Origin of the sequence: Alteromonas sp. 76-1 (genome assembly GCF_900654235.1) — a bacterium.
GTDB classification, from domain to species: domain Bacteria; phylum Pseudomonadota; class Gammaproteobacteria; order Enterobacterales; family Alteromonadaceae; genus Alteromonas; species Alteromonas naphthalenivorans.
Genome location: NZ_LR136958.1, coordinates 4,571,632 through 4,589,272, shown reverse-complemented (window position 1 = coordinate 4,589,272; position 17,641 = coordinate 4,571,632). Strand labels below are relative to the sequence as shown.

The window sequence follows — 17,641 nt, the reverse complement described above, 5'->3', positions numbered from 1 at the left end:
ATTACTCGTTACCTTCATCAAGGTTGTCTTTCTCAGTCAGGTATTCTTCAAATGAAGGCGGCAAAGAAAGTTCATCATCCCAATTAGGCATACTAGGGCTTTCAGCGTTTGGCATTAGTGAAATACCATCTTGCTGACGTTTTAGCTGTAAGGCACGAATGTAGTTGTACTTACGATGGCTAATAGAGTTCATGGTTGCGCCATCACGAACGATAGTTGGCTTTAAAAACACCATTAGGTTACGTTTACGTTTGCTGGTAGACGTCGACTTAAACAAGTTACCAATAATAGGAATGTCGCCTAATAAAGGCACTTTAGATACGCTTTCTTGCACGTCTTCGTCTATCAAGCCACCTAAAACTATCGTGCCGCCATCATCTACAATAACCGTAGTTTTAATTTCACGTTTATTGATAGAGATATCTACCGAGGTGGCACCACTCACGCTAGACACTTCTTGTTCAATTAGCAGCTGCACTGCATCGCCTTCATTTATTTGAGGCGTGACTTTAAGTTTAATACCAACTTCTTGGCGATCGACCGTTTGGAACGGGTTCGAGTTATTCGAGCCTGTAGAAGTACCAGTAATAATCGGTACTTCTTGCCCTACAATAAAATAAGCTTCTTCGTTGTCCATGGTCGTAAGGTGCGGTGTGGCCAATACGTTAGAGTTAGTGTCTGTGCTAACAGCCTGCACAACCGCGCCCCAGCCGTTATCAATAATACCCGCAATTAAGCCATTCGCGCTGCCTAACAAGCTAGCAAGAGAAGTGTAATCACCTTCATCGGTAGTAGTGACTTCAACAACAGCGCCTTCATCAGTTACATAGGCTTCGGTATCGGTATCGTCTTCTGCTTCTTTAACCGCTACGGCCAAAGAGCCTACTGGAATAACACCGTTGCTAAACTGTGTACCACCGCCACTTTCAGATACCCATTGAACACCCAAAGTAGTACCGTCGCTTTCAAATACTTCAACAATAATGGCTTCAACTTGAACCTGTGCGCGGCGAATATCAAGCTGACGTACCACTTCTTCAAGCGAGCGCATCATGTCAGGCTCGGCGGTAATGACTAACGCATTTGAATCTTCATGAGCATCAATGCTCACGTCACGGTTTGACGAGCCACGGCTATTGGTGCTGCCACTTTTCTCTTCGGCTTGAATGCTGGCAGAAACCCCTTGAAGCACCTTAACTAGGTCGTCAGCTTTGGCGTAGTTAAGAAACAGTACGCGGGTGTTACCGCTAGTTTCTAATTCTTGATCCATGCGCTCAATAAGGTTAATTAAACGTTGGCGGGCTTTAATATCACCGCTCACAATCACTGAGTTAGTGCGGTCGTCGGCAACCACGCGTGGGTCCGACTTTGCACCGGTATTCGTTTTACCCTGTGATTTATTAATGCTATCGATAATACGCACCATTTCAGATGCTGAAGCGAAACGTAACTTCACAATTTCAACTTCTTCGTCACCTGCACGGTCAACACGCTCAATAATTTCAACTAAGCGGTTTACCACAGCTGCACGGCCAGTAATCATCATTACATTTGAAGGGTCGTGGCTTACTACGTTACCACCGCCTGCTTGGTCGTTAAGCTGACGTAAAATAGGGGCTAACTCTCTTACCGGTACGTTATAAACAGGCACTACACGGGTGATCATTTCATCACCGTCTTTCGCTGAACCTTCTACTACGGGAATATTTGATGTTTTAGCATCTTTAGAGCGCACTACTTTCAAAATACCGCTAGGCATTTCAACCACAGCAAAGTCGTAGACCTGAAGCACGTTTAAAAAGAACTGATAATACTGATCTTCAGTGAGCATATCGTAGCTTCGAACGCTAATTTTACCGCGAACATTTGGGTCGACAATAATGGTGCGCTCTAAGTTTTTACCTACAATATTAATGAACTCACTAATATCAGTGTCTTTAAAATTAGGCATATATTCAGCGGCTGTTACCGAGAAACAAAGAAGGGCCGTACACAGCGCTGTGCTTAGGCGAGATAACAATTTTTGGCTAGTGCGCCTTTTCATTCTGTCTTCCTTTAATTCTTATTCTGCTGATGGCTCAGGCAAGTCGAGATAGAGCGTAGTAAAACTGCCATCACGAATGATTGTAAGTTCAATATTCTGAGCATTGCGAAGTTCAGATAGTGCTTCTTGGGATTGCTGCATGTCTGTCAGATCCAATCCGTTAATTTGTGCAATAACATCGCCGGCTTGAAGCCCCGCCGATTTAAATAATGCGGGTTCTTTACCTGGGCTAACTTGATAACCGATAAGCTGACCTTCTTCCGTTTTTGGCGAAATAGAAATGAAGTCGGTAAAGCTTGCTGGGCGCTCTCGCAATGAAGCAGTTGCTTCAATGGCTTCTTCACTTAACTGCCTTGCATTAGGTTCATCTCGCTCATCCGGCACTGGCTGAGGACGACGTTTCGCTTGTTGTTGGCGACGCTTATTTGCTTCGTCGTAATCAATGCCATCTAACATCAAGGTTTCGTTTCTAACCCCATTTTTAATGATAACCCTGTCGCGAAATACTTGCTTCAGGGTGGCGTTAGTACCTTCAATCTTTTCACCCAAGCCATACACGGCTTGGCTATTGCGGTTTTCGATAACCGCGGTGCTAGAATCTTCATCCGAACTTGCTACCACACCGGTAAGGGTAAGGTTAAGACGCGTTTCAGGCGCATCGGTAACTGGCGCTTCTTCTACCTTTGCAGGCGCGGCTGCCGCGTTACCAAATAAATTTAATTGTTGTATTTTGCGTATGTTGACCCCACTTTGCCCTGAAGCCGTAAAAGGTATAGGCGCAAAACTCACTGCGGGAGTCGCAGATAATTGAGGTTCAGGTATAATTCGCCATAGTAGCTTAGCGGCAAAGGCTATTAAATATAGGCTCAGCAGCACCACAATTAACGTGTGAAGTTGTTTTTGGTTCTGGTTTACAAAAACAACCAGAGACTGTGGATTGAGTTTATCGAATGTCATGTCGCCACTTGATGGTACTGCTTATTATTAAAGTGAAAATTTGGTTAACCGCGCTTTGTCCGACCCATCATAGCCTAGTCGAGGTGGGGCTCACAACACTAAAGCCGCACCGTTACGAAATTATTACAAAGGTATTATGGAAACGAACAATACATCACAAAATGTGAGGCTAGACAAGTGGCTATGGGCTGCAAGGTTTTTCAAAACCCGCGCCATTGCCAGAGACATGGTTCAGTCAGGAAAAGTTCACTACAACGGACAGCGCACCAAGCCCGGCAAGAATGTAGAGCTTGGCGCAGTGATAAAAGTTCCCTCAGGTTGGGATAATCGCGATGTTATTGTTCGAGGACTCAGTGATAAACGACTCAGTGCAGCACTTGCTCAAGACTTATATGAAGAAACTGAGACAAGTGTAACAAAACGTGAAGAAAACCAAGTTGCACGAAAATTGAACGCTTTTCATAGTCCTAAGCCAGAACATCGGCCAGATAAAAAACAGCGCAGACAAATTATTAAATTTAAGCAGCAGTAGAAGTACGCTGCCTAACAGGACAAGTTTATGAGTGATTTTGACAAATTACATCGATTTTTATTTACCCAAGCAAACGTTCGCGGCGAATTAGTTCGTTTAGATGAAAGCCTAAAGCAGATAGTGCACAGCTACGAATACCCAGTACAAATTCAGCGTTTGTTAGGGCAGTTGGCCGCGGCAACATCTTTACTTACGGCTACGCTTAAATTTAAAGGCGAAATTGCCCTACAAATTCAAAGTAAAGGGCCCGTAAGTTACGCGGTTATTAATGCCACCCATGATCAAACGTTTCGTGGCGTTGCGCGCTGGGATGAAAGCCTTGCAACGCTGCCAGAAGCATTTGATGAGTTACTTACAGAAGCGGTATTGGTGATGACAATTACTCCTGATGAAGGCGAGCGTTATCAAGGTATTGTGGCATTAGATAAGCCAACGTTAGCTGAGTGTTTAGAAGAGTACTTCGCTCAGTCTGAACAGTTAGCCACTCGCGTGCACTTAATGACCGACTTACAAGATGAAAACAATGCCAGAGCGGCGGGTATGCTGCTTCAAGTATTACCAACAGATGCTAGCGCCACTGACATCACCCAAGCAACAGGGTTTGATCATATTGCTACATTAACCGAAACGTTAACGGAAAAAGAAATGTTCTCGTTGTCGGTTGAAGACATCCTTTATCGTTTGTATCACCAAGAAGAAGTGGAAGTATACCCTGCGAAAGCGGTTAGTTTTGCGTGTACGTGTTCTAAAGAACGTAGCGCAGAAGCACTGCGTAATATCGATAAAGCTGAGCTTTTATCGATAGTGAAAGAAGATGGCGACATTAAAATGAATTGTCAGTACTGCCATGCAGAATATCGTTTCGATAGTATTGATATTGAGGCGATTCACAGTGGTAATGCACCCTCACCTGATACTAATCAATAAGGGGGCACTCCTTACCCTTAAGTCGCCCCTAAAATAAGAAAACCTCTTAATTCACTTCCCTTTACAGCACTTGTTGTAAGGGGAAGTTGATAAAAAACCACGTATCCCGTTTTGTATCCCTCCTTAAAATAAAAAATGTAATTTTATTACGTTTTTTCCGAAAGTTGATCCAGATTAATAATCAGTATTCTTTATAGAAATAACGCTATGCCTTTATTTACTTTAGACTCAGTTAAATGATACTTTTTGAAAGTGCTATTGAAAGATTACATTAAGGGTTACGGTTATGAGTGTAGCAGCGTCTTTAAAAACGGATTTAAAAATCTCTCCATTGGTTGATTTGCCTAGCGCCGAATTAATCGAACGCGCAATTAAGCGGGGCGAGGGTGTGTTAGACACTAACGGGGCTTTGGTCGTTGAAACCGGTGAAAGAACGGGTCGCTCACCAAATGATAGGTTTATCGTAAAAGAGCCTTCCACTGAGAATGAAATCGATTGGGGCAAGGTTAATAAGCCATTTGATGCTACTAAATTCGATGCCTTATGGAACAAAGTAGAAGCCTACCTAACTACTCAAGAGCATTTTCTATCTCACCTTCAAGTGGGCTCAGATCCTGCGCATGCACTTCCTTTAGAAGTAAGAACGCAAACTGCGTGGCAGCACGTTTTTGCACGTAATCTTTTTATCGTGCCAGACAAATGGAACGTCAATAACGAAAGCCCGTGGCAAGTATTAAATGTTCCTGGGTTTGTGTGTGACCCAGAGCGTGACGGCACCAACAGTGATGGCGTGGTAGTCATTAATTTTGCTAAAAAACGTGTGCTTATTGCCGGCATGAGATACGCCGGTGAAATGAAAAAAGCCATGTTCTCGGTTCAGAACTTCTTACTTCCTGCGAAAGACATATTACCCATGCATTGCTCCGCCAACGTAGGCGAGCAAGGCGATGTTACTTTGTTCTTTGGTTTATCGGGTACAGGTAAAACCACGTTATCTGCCGATCCTAAACGCTTTTTAATTGGCGATGATGAACACGGTTGGGGCGAAGGCAGCGTGTTTAATATTGAGGGCGGATGCTACGCAAAATGTATCGACCTTTCGCAAAAGAACGAACCGGTTATTTGGGATGCCATTAAGTTTGGCACTATTTTAGAAAACGTTGTGTTAGACGATACTCGCACCCCAGATTACAAAGATACGTCGCTAACCCAAAATTCACGGGCGGCTTATCCATTAAGCCACATTGAAAAGCGGGTTGAAGCAAACCGTGGCGGCGAGCCTCGCTCTGTCGTATTTTTAACCTGTGATGTAAGTGGTGTGTTACCGCCTGTATCAGTACTAAGTGAAGAAGCGGCGGCCTATCATTTCTTAAGTGGTTACACGGCAAAGGTAGGCTCGACAGAAATTGGTTCAACCTCTGATATTGAATCGACCTTCTCTACCTGCTTTGGGGCACCCTTCTTCCCACGCCCAGCAGGCGTTTATGCCGAGTTATTAATTAAACGCGTAAAAGCGTTTAATGCCAAAGTGTACTTGGTGAATACCGGTTGGACTGGCGGGCCTTATGGTACAGGTCAGCGTTTCGACATTCCTACTACTCGCGCTATTATCGATGCCATTGTATCGGGTGATTTAGCCAATGTTGAAACCCAACATATTGAAGGCTTAAACCTTGATGTGCCTGTTGCAGTATCAGGCGTTAACGATAATTTATTAGTGCCTAAGCAAACCTGGAATGATGCAGAAAAATACGAAGAATATGCGCAGAACCTAGTAGATAGCTTTAAGCAAAACTTTGAGAAATACGATGTTAGCGACGCCATTGTTAAGGCAGGTCCTGGCAACTAATTCACACTGCGTTTTTAGGGGCGCAGTTGAATGTTAGGGAAGGCAACCCTTCTCTTCCCAACCTTCATCACACTCAACGTGATTGATGTTTTGCCCGCGCTTAGCCGCGGGCTTTTTTCGTTTCGATTTGCTTACTGTTTAATGTAAAGATGTGGATCCAAACCAATTTTGAGGCAGAGGAGTAAAATTGATATTGTTTTTATATTGAAGAAGCTTGCTGTCCACCTCGCTTTCTGGAAACCAATACTTCCGATCATCTATGGAAATAAGTCTTAGGGTGTAAGATACGCTAAATGGGTCGAGTGGCCCTTTTTCAGTTCGAATTGAAGTGTCAAAAATTTGAACTTCTCTGTCCTTATTGTTTGGTGCTGGTACTTTTTTATTTTCAGAGTTGTATATAACAGGGATTTGAATAACAGTGATGCCTTGTGGAAGCTTGTGAAATTTGGAAATTTCAGACAATTTCTCGTTACTAAATGGGTATCTTTGTAAGCGCCAACTGGCGTCTATATACACTTTGGCCAAGGCGACGTTATCTCCAACATGAATAAATACTCTGGGTTGGAACAATTTAAAGAAACAATAAAGCCCAATCAACGTTGAGCTGACGATAAATATTATCCACTTCATTACAAAACAGGCTCATAATTAACTTCGAAAAATGCACTCTCACCCGGTGCGATTTGATGAAAACTTGAATCTTTGCCGCCATCTTGCCAAAATCTTACCTCAACGCCAGTGTTACTCCCAACCTTATTTTTAAATGTCGCTTTCACCGGACCCGAGTTTCCGATATAGCCGTTTCTTTTGACGATACTATGGCAGCAGAATCTACTCAGTCTTGGCAGACTAAAGGAAGATCCGGGAACTATTGCACAGTCTTTTGATGATTGGTAAATCAAGAGTCTTGGGCTTGGGGAGTTACCAAAGATTAAACCAAAGAATATTTTGCCCGCGCTTAGCCGCGGGCTTTTTTCGTTTCCTATCTTGCGCGAGTTATACTAAAGGCGTACTGTAGCGTCCTTGGTAGTCGATAACGTTCTCACGTTAAAATACGCTCCAAACAAAAAATCAAAAAACGTTGTAGTAAGTCTCTTAACTACAAATCATGCCCTGCTACACCAAAATATTGCACTATTTCGTTTAGAACCCTGTTTGTAAAGGAGCATGGATGAGTCGTCGTCCTATTACTGTTGTTATATTTTCCGGTTTTTTCTTACTGGGTATGTTGTTTATATTATGGGGTATTTTACTGCCAGATATTGCTGCCGACCTGCGTATGTCAGAGCTGGTAAGTGGTTTGTTCTTCTCGCTTTTCTCTTTGGGTATGATGGTGGGAGCCGTAGTTGGCGGTAAGTACGTTAGTCGCTTTGACTACATGCCATTGTTAGCATCGCTGTTGGGTATAAACGCTGTTTTATTATTGCTTATATCGTCATTACACGGGTGGCAATGGGTATTAGTGGTGGCCGTCGTTATAGGCATAGTGAGTTCCTCAATTTTTACTATTGGGCACACCTTAATTGCACGCTTGTACGAAGAAAAGCGCTTTACCATGATGGGGCTGATGGACTTTATGTTCAGCCTAGGTACATTTGCCGCTTCGTTTTTTGTTACCTTGCTTTATCTTCAAGAAGAAAACTGGCGTAGACCAATTCAAGTGCTTGCACTATTTATGCTAGCCCTGTCGGCGTATACCTTTATGGCAGCGCACTCTCAAGCCAAATTGCTCCGAGGCCAACCAAAAGCGCAGCGTAAAACCCTCAATTTTGGTGCGGTAATTAAACAGCCTATCTTTATATTTATGGCGCTGCTTAGTTTTGGCTATGGGGCTGTAGAGTTTGGTAACGCAAATTGGTTTGTAAGTTATGCGCAAAACGGCATTGGGTTTACCGGTGAACAATCTCGAAACCTACTCGCGTGTTTTACTGCAGGTATGGTAATAAGCAGGCTAGTTTTTCCTTTCTTACTGCGATTTATGTCGGTGCATCGGCTTATTGTCATATTGGCTACAGCGTCGTTGTGCGGCGTATTTGCCATTAAGCTTACCACTGACCTGTACAGTATGGGCGCAGGTAACTTACTGTTAGGGCTTGGCTTAGGTGGGTTATTTCCACTTATGTTGTCGGCAGCCATGAATATTGATAGTGACAATGGCCCAGTATTATCTGGCATTTGTATTATTGGCAACTCTACCGGCGTACAAGTGGCCTCTTTTTCAACGGGCTTATGGGCAAACTATGTCCCCCTTACCACTGCGTTTTGGGTAATACCTATGGGTGGATGTATGTTGTGGGTTGCTGCGTGGGCGTATAGCCGAATGGTGAAACAGCACGGTTACTCATGAAGGGGTAAATAGAACTCTGCGATTAAACCTTGCTGCGGGTGATTGCGTAGCTCCACACCACCATCATGTGCTTCCACAATACGTCTTATAATTGATAAACCTAAGCCAGAGCCCGATGTACTTCGGGCTTTGTCACCTTGCGCGAAGGGCATAAACACATGCTCTAATTCTGCCGCGGGAATACCAGGGCCAAAGTCGCGTATTTTACAGTAAACCCGTTTTTCATTACGGTTATAAAATGTGGAGATCACGATATTGTCGGAGCCGTAGCGAAAGGCGTTCTCGATAATATTATCGATAACCCGCTTCATGGCCACGCGGCGTAAATCAAGTAAGGGAATATCATTAAGCTTCAACGCGATATGATGCTTCTCTTCAATATGCCGCGCTTGCGCTAATTCGATAATAAGACTGTTTAGGTCGGTATTTTCTTTTATTTCTTCTGTGTCGTAGCGGGCGTAGTCGATAAATTGATCGATAATCGCATTCATATCTTCAATATCGTTAACAATGCCATCTTTTATCCAGTTTTGAGATTCAGGCAGCATTTCAGACGCAAGACGAATGCGTGTCAGCGGAGTGCGTAAATCGTGAGATATACCTGCCGTCATCAAAGTCCGATCATGTTCTAGCTGCTTGATGCCTTGATTCATGCGGTTGAAGGCGCGGGTAACTTGAATCATTTCCGTGCTGCCTTGCTCTTTAAGTGGCGCGGGGTGTTCTCCTTTACCTACCGCTAATGCGGCTTTTTGCAAAGAAGACAGTGGCATGGTCATACGCCGCACAAATAGCCACCCACCCGCCACACTTAATATACCTATCACCATCAAATACATGGTTAACGGTGAAATATTGGCTTCGTTTAAGCCGGTTATGGGAATAGCAATCCAGGTGTCGGGGTAGCGAGACAACGAGATCCAGACCGTATAAGGTGCGCTGGCGTCGGTTTTTTGCGAAACCGTACTAATTCGAACATCGGCAAGTTGCTCAATTTGTTTGCTTACTTGCGATGACATAAACCCATAATAAACCGCGCTTTCTAAACCTTTGGTTCTCGCTTTGCTGGCATCGAGTATTTGAATGTCGGTTTTGTCGTAATAGCGGGCTCTGCTGTCGTTATTGCTGACTAGCAAGTCTTCTGCTAATACCGATTTCACTTGCGTGGCAAGTAGGCTGTTGATTTGCTGATAACTAGGCTGAATAAAATAATAGGTTACAGACAGGTATGAAACGACTTGGTTAATAAGCAAAAGTACGCCAATCAGCATGACTGTTTGGCCAAATGCACTTTGAGGAACCAGACGCACTACTTCACCAACCTATATAAACAACCCATTTGTCCCATGGTTATTTATGCCTGCTCACCATCGGGTACGAATACATAGCCTAAACCCCAAACGGTCTGAATATACCTCGGGTTGGCGGGGTCTTTCTCTAGCATTCTTCGCAATCGCGATACTTGAACATCAATACTGCGTTCTAGCGCGCTGTAGTCTCGCCCGCGAGCAAGATTCATAAGCTTATCTCGTGACAATGGCTCTCTAGGGTGGGTAACTAAAGACTTTAATACCGCAAACTCGCCGCTTGTGAGGGTAAGAGGGGTAGTACCCGCAGTCATTTCGCGGGTCGCCAAATTTAACTTATATTCACCAAATTCGATAACTTGAACGTCTTTAGAAGGCGCGCCTGGGGCTTCACTATTGCGACGACGTAATACCGCCTTCGCACGTGCAAGTAACTCTCGGGGGTTGAATGGCTTAGGTAAGTAGTCATCGGCACCCATTTCAAGGCCAATAATTCTGTCTACTTCATCGCCTTTTGCGGTAAGCATGATGATAGGAAGTTCGTTGCCCATCTGTCGTAATCGACGACAAATAGACAAGCCGTCTTCGCCAGGAAGCATTAGGTCTAACACCATAAGGTGAAAGTTCTCGCGTTCAAGCAACCGGTCCATTTGCTCTGCATTTCCAGCGCTTCGCACCTGGTAGCCTTGCTCCACTAAATAGCGTTCAAGTAAGCTACGAAGGCGCATATCGTCATCGACAACGAGAATTTTAGACGTTTCCTGACCCATGACATGCCTTTAATAATAGTTTTCCTCACTATAACTATTCGCAGGCGAATACAAAAGAGAGGAATGCATGAAAGCCTTCCCCTCTTTGTTACAAATAGTGTCTGTTAGCAACTACTCAAAGCGAACGACATTAAGAGCTTTGGTGTCGGCGGTGCCGTTTAAGGTGTCGGAATATAAGGCAACAATTTGCTGAGAGCCTGTGTGTTCTTGCTCAAAAAAGGTATCTTGAACTTTTCCTGCAAACCCCTTCCAGGCCTTTGCGTATTTTGCTAAAAATGCCTCGTGCCCCCATTCCTGCTGACGTTGCTTAACTCGTGCAGGCGCAAAAAATATTTCAGCATCTAAGGCTTTCTTATTGGGTTTTTGCTCGGCTTTCCAATCGGTGGCACCAATAAGCGTTACTTTGGAAAGCTTATCTCCAAGGGCGTCGCCAAGTGATGTGATCAAAGCACCGTTAGCAGCAAAATCGAGCAACCAGTATTGTTGATCTTTAGACAGTGTTTCTACATCGTCGTAGCTAAATACGTGGTCGTAGCAACCTGACGCTTTTACCATGTCTACATTTGACGCAGAGGTTAACCCAATGACTTGATAATTAGCATGTCTGTGAACTTTTTGATCTTTAAGCAGTTGAGCGGTGCCCAATGCAGTTTTGCTAGATGCACTAGAGAGCAATAATGACTCACCTTTGCTAAATTCATCTACAAAATCATCCAGCACAAACGAGGTCATATATAACGGACGGAAATTTAGCTGCCAAGCTTCACGGCTTTCATCATATCCAGGGTCAACGGCGCAGCGCAGATATTGGTCGTACACCGGGCTAATACTTTTACGATTTTCGTGAATATCAGAAAAACCATGGGGGGCGACCTTTCCGGCTTTGATTACCCAGTGGCTTGCCATAGGCAGGTAACCAAACACTTTTTCACCTGCTTTAATGTCAGCGTGGTTTGATGCCACCACAGTGGCAAATCCCCATACAGGTACAATGCCGTAACCTTCATCAGCAGGAAAAAATCCCCAGTAGCCCATGGTAAATCCCAGCGCGGCATAAGTAATATTATTGGCTGAAAAACCAAAGCTGTCAGTTTTAAGCAAAACCTCATCTTCAGCTAAGTCATTGGTAGACAGGGTTTTGTCTACTACTTGGGTGGAGTCTATTTTGTCTTGTTTCACCCATATCTGCGTACTGGTTACGGTTGTCATGGCGTCACCTTTCATCTAATTTTAATAGACTACGATGCCGTACTTTGTATGGTTTTTCGACTTTAGGTTGTAAATAGATTGTTATAGGGGCGGCGAATATATAATCACTAATACCCTGATTCGAGATGATGGCTACTATTATTATTCTTGAGAATTCAGCCAATCCATTTGGTGGCCAGCACGACGCTTTCTATTTAAAATATCTTCCAATAGTGGAGTAAGAATAAGCTCCATGGCCAACCCCATTTTACCACCAGGTACTACGAGCGTATTAATACGCGACATAAACGCGCCATCAATCATTTGTAGTAAATAAGGGTAGTCAACGTGCTTCATTTCACGCCTGAACCGGACCACAACAAAACTTTCATCCTGCGTAGGTATTTCACGGGCACTAAATGGGTTTGAAGTGTCTACCGTAGGTACACGTTGAAAGTTAACATGGGTTTGAGAGAACTGAGGCGTGATGTATTGAAAATAATCATCTAGCCCACGCACGATGCTACTCATTACCGCTTCACGAGAATGGCCTCGGTCAGTGGTATCGCGCACAATTTTTTGAATCCACTCAAGGTTTACAATAGGCACCATGCCTACCAATAAATCCACATGCTTGGCTACATCATTTTCTTCGGTTTTTACGCCGCCATGTAAGCCTTCATAAAACAGTAAGTCGGTATTTTGTGGTAAATCTTGCCATGGGGTAAAGGTGCCAGGCATTTGATTAAAAGGCACGGCTTCATCAAAGGTGTGCAGGTACTGGCGGAACTGGCCTGAACCTGAGCTTCCGTATTCTCTAAAGAGGGTTTCGAGTAATTCGAAATCGTTGGCCTTTGGGCCAAAGTAACTAATATGTCGGCCTTGCTCTTGGGCTTTGCGAATTTCCACTTCCATTTCCGGGCGAGTAAAGCGGTGGAAACTGTCGCCGCCAACCACTGCTGCGTTCACATTTAAGTTTCTGAAAATGTGGCGTATAGCATTGGTTGTCGTGGTTGTTCCTGCCCCTGACGAACCGGTAATGGCAATAATTGGATGTTTTACAGACATAGAAATTCGTTTGAGAAATGACGGGTACTAGTTATAAGCCCACTGACACCATTAATCAAGAGTTAGACTTAAGTAAGGGGTCGAGTGAGCAATTACCCAGCACATTCTAGTTATCTTTTTCACGGTTGTCGTTTTTATGGTGATGTTGCAGTAAACGAATGATTAGTCGAGCTTCTTCTTCATCTAAATCAAGTAGTGCTCGCATTCGCTCCAAGTGATTAGCATCGTGATCGCTGAATTTACCATCTTCTAATACCGTGCGAACGGTTTCTTTAAAGCGAGCCCGTTTAAGCTGCATTTGAGCGGTAAAACTGGACGACAATATACCGGCAGGCAGGGCGTAAAAGCAGATCCCTAAAATGGTGATTAAACCGCCAAAAATTTTGCCCCCAGGCGTAATGGGAACAATGTCACCATAACCCACGGTAGTGAGTGTCGCCACTGCCCACCATAGTGAAGCAGGTATGCTACTGAAAGCCTCAGGCTGCGCAGTATGTTCAATGTAATAAATACAGGTGGCTGCAATTACGGTGAACAACATCAACACGCTGAGTGCCGCAACCAGCGAATGAGACTCGCTTCTTATAACAGTAATTAGCGTTTGCATCGAGCGCGAGTAGCGGCCAAGTTTTAATATTCGCAGCACTCTGAATACCCGTAAAATCCGTAAATCAAGGACAACAAACATGCTTAGGTAAAAAGGCAATATGGCAAATAAATCAATCAGTGCCATAGGGCTTTTAAGATAGTACCAGCGCTTTTGCCAAGGCGTATGCAATTGAACGTCTTTTGACGATGCTAATACCGAAGGCGGTGCTGCGCCACTACTCCAAATGCGAAGTAAGTACTCAAGGGTAAAAAGGCAGACAGAAATCACTTCAATAATGTGTAACTCTGTACCCCATTGTGAAGAGGTACCTGGCACGGTAGATAACATCATGGTAGCGATATTAATCACAATGACAGTCACGAGTATTACATCAAAGTACTTACTTGCCTTGTGATGTGATTGAGCATCTTTATAGGAGGCTAAAATATTGTAGCAAGTGGTCTGAAGTGACATAAATGCCTTTGCGTTACAGGTGCAGTTTAATACTCTACCAAGAATCGGCAGGTAAGCAAAAAATACACCGCTAATAAAATAAGGATTAACTATGAAAGCATGTCATTGGTTAGCAGTAGTAATGTGTACAGCTACGTTAAGTGTCAATGCAGATGAAGCACTGCATACCGAAGCTGCACCCACTATTGATGGGGTAGCGAACGAGGCACTTTGGCAAGGGGATGATTGGTATCCTATGAATGAAGTGATTATTGGTGATACACCTGCTGCCAGCGATTTTACAGGAAAGTATAAACTTCGCTGGAACGAAGATGCCCTGTATTTGTTGGCTGAAATTCGAGATGACCATTTATCTGACACTTATGCCTCACCCATAGAGCGTTATTGGGATGACGATTGTTTAGAGATATTCATTGATGCAGACGGCTCAGGTGGCGACCACTTCAATAACTACAATGCTTTTGCCTATCACTTAGCGTTAGACAACCAAGTGGCGGATATCGGCCCAAGCATGGCAGCAGAAAATAAGGGTGAAGCTGTGCCTCAGCTTTATAACGACCATGTTGATAGTGCGTGGAAACGCCAATCGGACGCCCCTTTTGTGGTGCATTGGGAAACCGCAATAAAAGTGTTTGCTGATGATTATGTTCACGGTGAATCCAACACGCCTGTAACGCTGAAAAAGGGTATGAAGCTAGGCTTTATGCTGGCTTACTGTGATGCGGACGGAGGCGATAGAGAACATTTTATGGGGTCACACCCTATTACCCCAATCAACGGGGATAAAAACCAAGGATACAAAGATGCGTCTGTATTTGATGTGCTTGAGTTAAAGTAAGCACGGGTTAATACAAACAAAAACGCCGCCTAAGTCTTGTTAGCTTAGGCGGCGTTTACATGTTCTTTTATTCAGTGCTTCTCGATAAGCGCCTAGTCGGCACTAGATTCACGGGCAATGGCACGGTAGCCAATGTCAGTTCTAAAGTACGCGTCTTTGAACTGAATTGCATTTACCAGCTCATACGCTTTTTGCTGAGCTTCAGTCACGTTATTACCCATGGCAGTGGCGCACAATACGCGGCCACCGTTAGTCACCACTTTGCCGTCTTCTAATGACGTACCAGCGTGAAACACTTTGCCATCTAAATCGGCAGCTTGTTCAAAGCCAGTAATTTCATCGCCCTTGTCATAGCTTCCCGGATAACCACCTGCCGCAAGAACAACACCGATGGCGGCACGTTCATCAAACTCAATAGTTTGATTGCCAAGTTCACCCTTACAGGCTGCTTGGCACAAATCGACAATATCAGATTGTAAACGCAGCATAATAGGCTGGGTTTCAGGGTCGCCAAAGCGGCAGTTATATTCAATTACTTTTGGCGTACCATCAGCCATGATCATAAGCCCAGCGTACAAGAAACCCATGTAAGGGTTACCTTCTGCTGCCATACCTTCAACGGTAGGCATGATTACTTCTTTCATCACGCGGTCGTGAATTTCTTGTGTAACCACTGGCGCAGGAGAGTATGCACCCATGCCACCTGTATTAGGGCCTTTATCGCCATTTGCGGCGCGCTTATGGTCTTGGCTTGTGGCAAAAGGAAGCACGCTTTTACCGTCTACCATAACGATAAACGAGGCTTCTTCACCATCTAGGAATTCTTCTACTACCACTCGGCTACCAGCTTCACCAAAGGCATTACCTGCTAGCATGTCGCGAATAGCATCTTCCGCTTCTTGTAACGTCATCGCTACAATCACGCCTTTACCTGCTGCTAGGCCGTCTGCCTTAATTACAATAGGTGCGCCTTTTTCACGCACGTAGGCGATGGCAGGGTCAATTTCAGTAAAGTTTTGATATTCTGCGGTAGGAATATTATGGCGAGCTAGAAAATCTTTAGTAAAGGCTTTTGACCCTTCAAGCTGCGCGGCAGCTTGTGTAGGGCCAAATATCATTAAGCCTTCGTTAGTGAACGCATCTACCACACCTGCAACCAACGGCGCTTCTGGGCCAACAATGGTTAATTCAACATCGTTACCTTTAGCAAAAGATAGTAAGCCAAGAATATCGTTTACATCAATTGCTACGTTTTCTAGCTTAGGTTCTATTGCGGTTCCTGCATTACCAGGGGCAACAAACACTGTTGAAACATCAGAAGATTGCGCTGCTTTGTAAGCTAGCGCATGCTCGCGGCCACCGCCGCCAATTACAAGTACGTTCATTAACTATTCCGTTTTAAGGTTTTGGTTTTACGACTCTGTTTTTACAAACCGGGCTTTTTAAACTTAAGTGTCATGCGATTACTCTCGCCAATGGCAAGGTACTTCTCACGATCTTGATCTTTTAATCTTAGGCTAGGAGGAAGCGTCCATACACCGCGCGGGTGGTCGGCCGTATCTTTAGAGTTTGCATTGATGTCACTAGCTTCTTCAAGCTCAAAGCCCGCTTTCTCGGCAGCAGCAACAACGAAAGAGCGCTTCATGTAGCCACTTTTCTCCATCGCTGAATCTTCAGCAGATTCAGGTAGTTCATGTTCTACCACACCGAGTACGCCACCAGGTTTAAGGGCTTTAAAGAAAGCACCAAATGCGTTGTCGATGCCTTCAGTACCTTGACCCATGTACCAGTTATGAATATTACGGAAAGTAAGTACCACATCGGCACTACCAGGCTCTGCAATATCAAGGGCTTTGGTTGGGTGAAAAGCAGTGACTTTTACACCTTGATAAGGCGCGCTGTCTTTTACTTTTTGATTGAAGTTTTCTAACGACTTACGGTAATAATCGTTGGTTGATTCGTCAACGAAGAAGTGAGCAGCAATGTACTGACCTTCTTTTTGAACCAAAGGCGCAATAATGTCGGCATACCAGCCGCCACCCGGTGCAATTTCAACCACTGTCATGTCTGGTTTAACACCAAAGAATCGTAATGTTTGCTGAGGGTTACGGAATTCGTCACGTACTTTAGCTTGTGCTGAGCGGTGTTCGCTCATGGCTGCATCCGAGATAGCATCGGCGCTTGCATAGGTTGCTGACATGCCAAGCGTGGCTGCGAGTACTAATTTGGCTAACTTCTTCATTGTTATTTCCTTATTATCATCGAGGGTAACGGCGATTACGTTAACTGCTAATACTGATAAACACCAGTTTCAGATTAAGCTTACCAACAAACTATTACACCTACCCGACACCCAACATGCTAAATCTGTACTCTGCCGTTTTCGAAAAAGAGTGAGAGTAGAAGGCATTCAAAACACGCGGTAAACCCATCCCTGGGCGCTCTGCCACAGCATCCATGCTGTGGAAGGTTTTGAATGCCTTCTACTCTCACTCCTATCAACCGGCGTCATGCTTATTAACTACGAGATCAGTTTGCATTTAAACACGCGGTAAACCCATCCATGGGCGCTCTGCCGAAGCATCCATGCTGTGAAGGTTTTGAATGCCTTCTACTCTCACTCCTATCAACCGGCGTCATGCTTATTAAGTACGAGATCAGTTTGCATTTAAACACGCGGTAAACCCATCTATGGGCACTCTGGCTACAGCACTCATGCTTTGGACGGTTTCGAAAGCCTTCTACCTTCACTTT

15 protein-coding genes are annotated in these 17,641 nt (G+C 44.4%); 5 read left to right on the top strand and 10 right to left on the bottom strand.

All coding sequences use genetic code 11. The annotated features are described in order from the left end of the window. Position 1: 1 nt before the first annotated feature. The gene (gene gspD, locus ALT761_RS19480) at positions 2 to 2,044 is read right to left on the bottom strand and encodes a type II secretion system secretin GspD (protein WP_129740430.1); all 2,043 of its coding nucleotides are present in this window, start codon (positions 2,042 to 2,044) and stop codon (positions 2 to 4) included. Positions 2,045 to 2,062: 18 nt separating this feature from the next. Beyond that, entirely contained in the window at positions 2,063 to 3,001 is a 939-nt protein-coding gene (gene gspC / locus ALT761_RS19475) for a type II secretion system protein GspC (protein ID WP_129740429.1), read from the bottom strand. A gap of 136 nt (positions 3,002 to 3,137) precedes the next feature. On the opposite strand from gspC, the gene hslR reads away from it, so the two are divergent. The 3 genes from hslR to ALT761_RS19460 all read left to right on the top strand — a co-directional run bounded on the left by hslR (position 3,138) and on the right by ALT761_RS19460 (position 6,309). Then, positions 3,138 to 3,533 (top strand): ribosome-associated heat shock protein Hsp15, encoded by a 396-nt coding sequence (gene hslR / locus ALT761_RS19470; RefSeq protein ID WP_013786664.1) that lies wholly within the window; start codon positions 3,138 to 3,140, stop codon positions 3,531 to 3,533. 27 nt (positions 3,534 to 3,560) lie between these two features. Next, positions 3,561 to 4,460, top strand: a complete 900-nt coding sequence (gene hslO, locus ALT761_RS19465) for an Hsp33 family molecular chaperone HslO (protein ID WP_129740428.1) — start codon at positions 3,561 to 3,563, stop codon at positions 4,458 to 4,460. A 286-nt stretch (positions 4,461 to 4,746) separates the two neighbouring features. Continuing rightward, positions 4,747 to 6,309 carry a phosphoenolpyruvate carboxykinase gene (locus tag ALT761_RS19460; RefSeq protein ID WP_129740427.1) on the top strand — a complete coding sequence of 521 codons (1,563 nt, stop codon included), beginning with the start codon at positions 4,747 to 4,749 and terminating at the stop codon, positions 6,307 to 6,309. Between the two features lie 138 nt (positions 6,310 to 6,447). Here the strand turns inward: ALT761_RS19460 and ALT761_RS19455 are convergent, their stop codons facing one another. Beyond that, the gene (locus tag ALT761_RS19455) at positions 6,448 to 6,939 is read right to left on the bottom strand and encodes a hypothetical protein (protein WP_129740426.1); all 492 of its coding nucleotides are present in this window, start codon (positions 6,937 to 6,939) and stop codon (positions 6,448 to 6,450) included. Positions 6,940 to 7,480: 541 nt separating this feature from the next. On the opposite strand from ALT761_RS19455, the gene ALT761_RS19450 reads away from it, so the two are divergent. Then, positions 7,481 to 8,656: an MFS transporter gene (locus ALT761_RS19450; RefSeq protein WP_126872103.1), complete on the top strand. Its 1,176-nt coding sequence runs from the start codon at positions 7,481 to 7,483 to the stop codon at positions 8,654 to 8,656. Here the strand turns inward: ALT761_RS19450 and envZ are convergent. The 5 genes from envZ to ALT761_RS19425 form a co-directional block, all read right to left on the bottom strand. Then, a complete protein-coding gene (envZ, locus tag ALT761_RS19445; RefSeq protein WP_013786660.1) occupies positions 8,647 to 9,963 on the bottom strand; it encodes a two-component system sensor histidine kinase EnvZ in 1,317 nt (438 codons plus the stop codon). The two genes, ALT761_RS19450 and envZ, sit on opposite strands and share 10 nt — an antisense overlap. 44 nt (positions 9,964 to 10,007) lie before the next feature. Then, on the bottom strand, positions 10,008 to 10,730 hold the full coding sequence (gene ompR / locus ALT761_RS19440) for an osmolarity response regulator transcription factor OmpR (protein WP_013786659.1): 723 nt from the start codon (positions 10,728 to 10,730) through the stop codon (positions 10,008 to 10,010). 111 nt (positions 10,731 to 10,841) lie between these two features. Continuing rightward, complete coding sequence (locus ALT761_RS19435) at positions 10,842 to 11,939, bottom strand: DUF2855 family protein (protein ID WP_129740425.1); 1,098 nt, start codon at positions 11,937 to 11,939, stop codon at positions 10,842 to 10,844. A 141-nt stretch (positions 11,940 to 12,080) separates the two neighbouring features. Continuing rightward, entirely contained in the window at positions 12,081 to 12,986 is a 906-nt protein-coding gene (locus ALT761_RS19430) for a phosphoribulokinase (RefSeq protein WP_013786634.1), read from the bottom strand. Between the two features lie 106 nt (positions 12,987 to 13,092). Continuing rightward, positions 13,093 to 14,049: an ion transporter gene (locus tag ALT761_RS19425; protein ID WP_129740424.1), complete on the bottom strand. Its 957-nt coding sequence runs from the start codon at positions 14,047 to 14,049 to the stop codon at positions 13,093 to 13,095. A 91-nt stretch (positions 14,050 to 14,140) separates the two neighbouring features. Between ALT761_RS19425 and ALT761_RS19420 the strand changes: the two genes are divergently transcribed. Beyond that, positions 14,141 to 14,887 (top strand): sugar-binding protein, encoded by a 747-nt coding sequence (locus ALT761_RS19420; protein WP_129740423.1) that lies wholly within the window; start codon positions 14,141 to 14,143, stop codon positions 14,885 to 14,887. A 92-nt stretch (positions 14,888 to 14,979) separates the two neighbouring features. On the opposite strand, the gene purD is transcribed toward ALT761_RS19420, so the two are convergent. Together purD and ALT761_RS19410 are read right to left on the bottom strand one after the other, a co-directional pair. Next, on the bottom strand, positions 14,980 to 16,272 hold the full coding sequence (purD, locus tag ALT761_RS19415) for a phosphoribosylamine--glycine ligase (protein ID WP_129740422.1): 1,293 nt from the start codon (positions 16,270 to 16,272) through the stop codon (positions 14,980 to 14,982). A 41-nt stretch (positions 16,273 to 16,313) separates the two neighbouring features. Beyond that, positions 16,314 to 17,129 (bottom strand): class I SAM-dependent methyltransferase, encoded by an 816-nt coding sequence (locus ALT761_RS19410; protein ID WP_129740421.1) that lies wholly within the window; start codon positions 17,127 to 17,129, stop codon positions 16,314 to 16,316. Positions 17,130 to 17,641: the final 512 nt, after the last annotated feature.

What these genes read in the sequence shown, in the direction of transcription:
- ALT761_RS19460 (WP_129740427.1), top strand. Translation starts at nt 4,747, where the DNA reads ATGAGTGTAGCAGCGTCTTTAAAAACGGATTTAAAAATCTCTCCATTG.
- purD (WP_129740422.1), bottom strand. Translation starts at nt 16,272, where the DNA reads ATGAACGTACTTGTAATTGGCGGCGGTGGCCGCGAGCATGCGCTAGCT.
- ALT761_RS19425 (WP_129740424.1), bottom strand. Translation starts at nt 14,049, where the DNA reads ATGTCACTTCAGACCACTTGCTACAATATTTTAGCCTCCTATAAAGAT.
- hslR (WP_013786664.1), top strand. Translation starts at nt 3,138, where the DNA reads ATGGAAACGAACAATACATCACAAAATGTGAGGCTAGACAAGTGGCTA.
- ALT761_RS19410 (WP_129740421.1), bottom strand. Translation starts at nt 17,129, where the DNA reads ATGAAGAAGTTAGCCAAATTAGTACTCGCAGCCACGCTTGGCATGTCA.
- ALT761_RS19420 (WP_129740423.1), top strand. Translation starts at nt 14,141, where the DNA reads ATGAAAGCATGTCATTGGTTAGCAGTAGTAATGTGTACAGCTACGTTA.
- gspD (WP_129740430.1), bottom strand. Translation starts at nt 2,044, where the DNA reads ATGAAAAGGCGCACTAGCCAAAAATTGTTATCTCGCCTAAGCACAGCG.
- gspC (WP_129740429.1), bottom strand. Translation starts at nt 3,001, where the DNA reads ATGACATTCGATAAACTCAATCCACAGTCTCTGGTTGTTTTTGTAAAC.
- ALT761_RS19435 (WP_129740425.1), bottom strand. Translation starts at nt 11,939, where the DNA reads ATGACAACCGTAACCAGTACGCAGATATGGGTGAAACAAGACAAAATA.
- ALT761_RS19455 (WP_129740426.1), bottom strand. Translation starts at nt 6,939, where the DNA reads ATGAAGTGGATAATATTTATCGTCAGCTCAACGTTGATTGGGCTTTAT.
- ompR (WP_013786659.1), bottom strand. Translation starts at nt 10,730, where the DNA reads ATGGGTCAGGAAACGTCTAAAATTCTCGTTGTCGATGACGATATGCGC.
- hslO (WP_129740428.1), top strand. Translation starts at nt 3,561, where the DNA reads ATGAGTGATTTTGACAAATTACATCGATTTTTATTTACCCAAGCAAAC.
- ALT761_RS19430 (WP_013786634.1), bottom strand. Translation starts at nt 12,986, where the DNA reads ATGTCTGTAAAACATCCAATTATTGCCATTACCGGTTCGTCAGGGGCA.
- ALT761_RS19450 (WP_126872103.1), top strand. Translation starts at nt 7,481, where the DNA reads ATGAGTCGTCGTCCTATTACTGTTGTTATATTTTCCGGTTTTTTCTTA.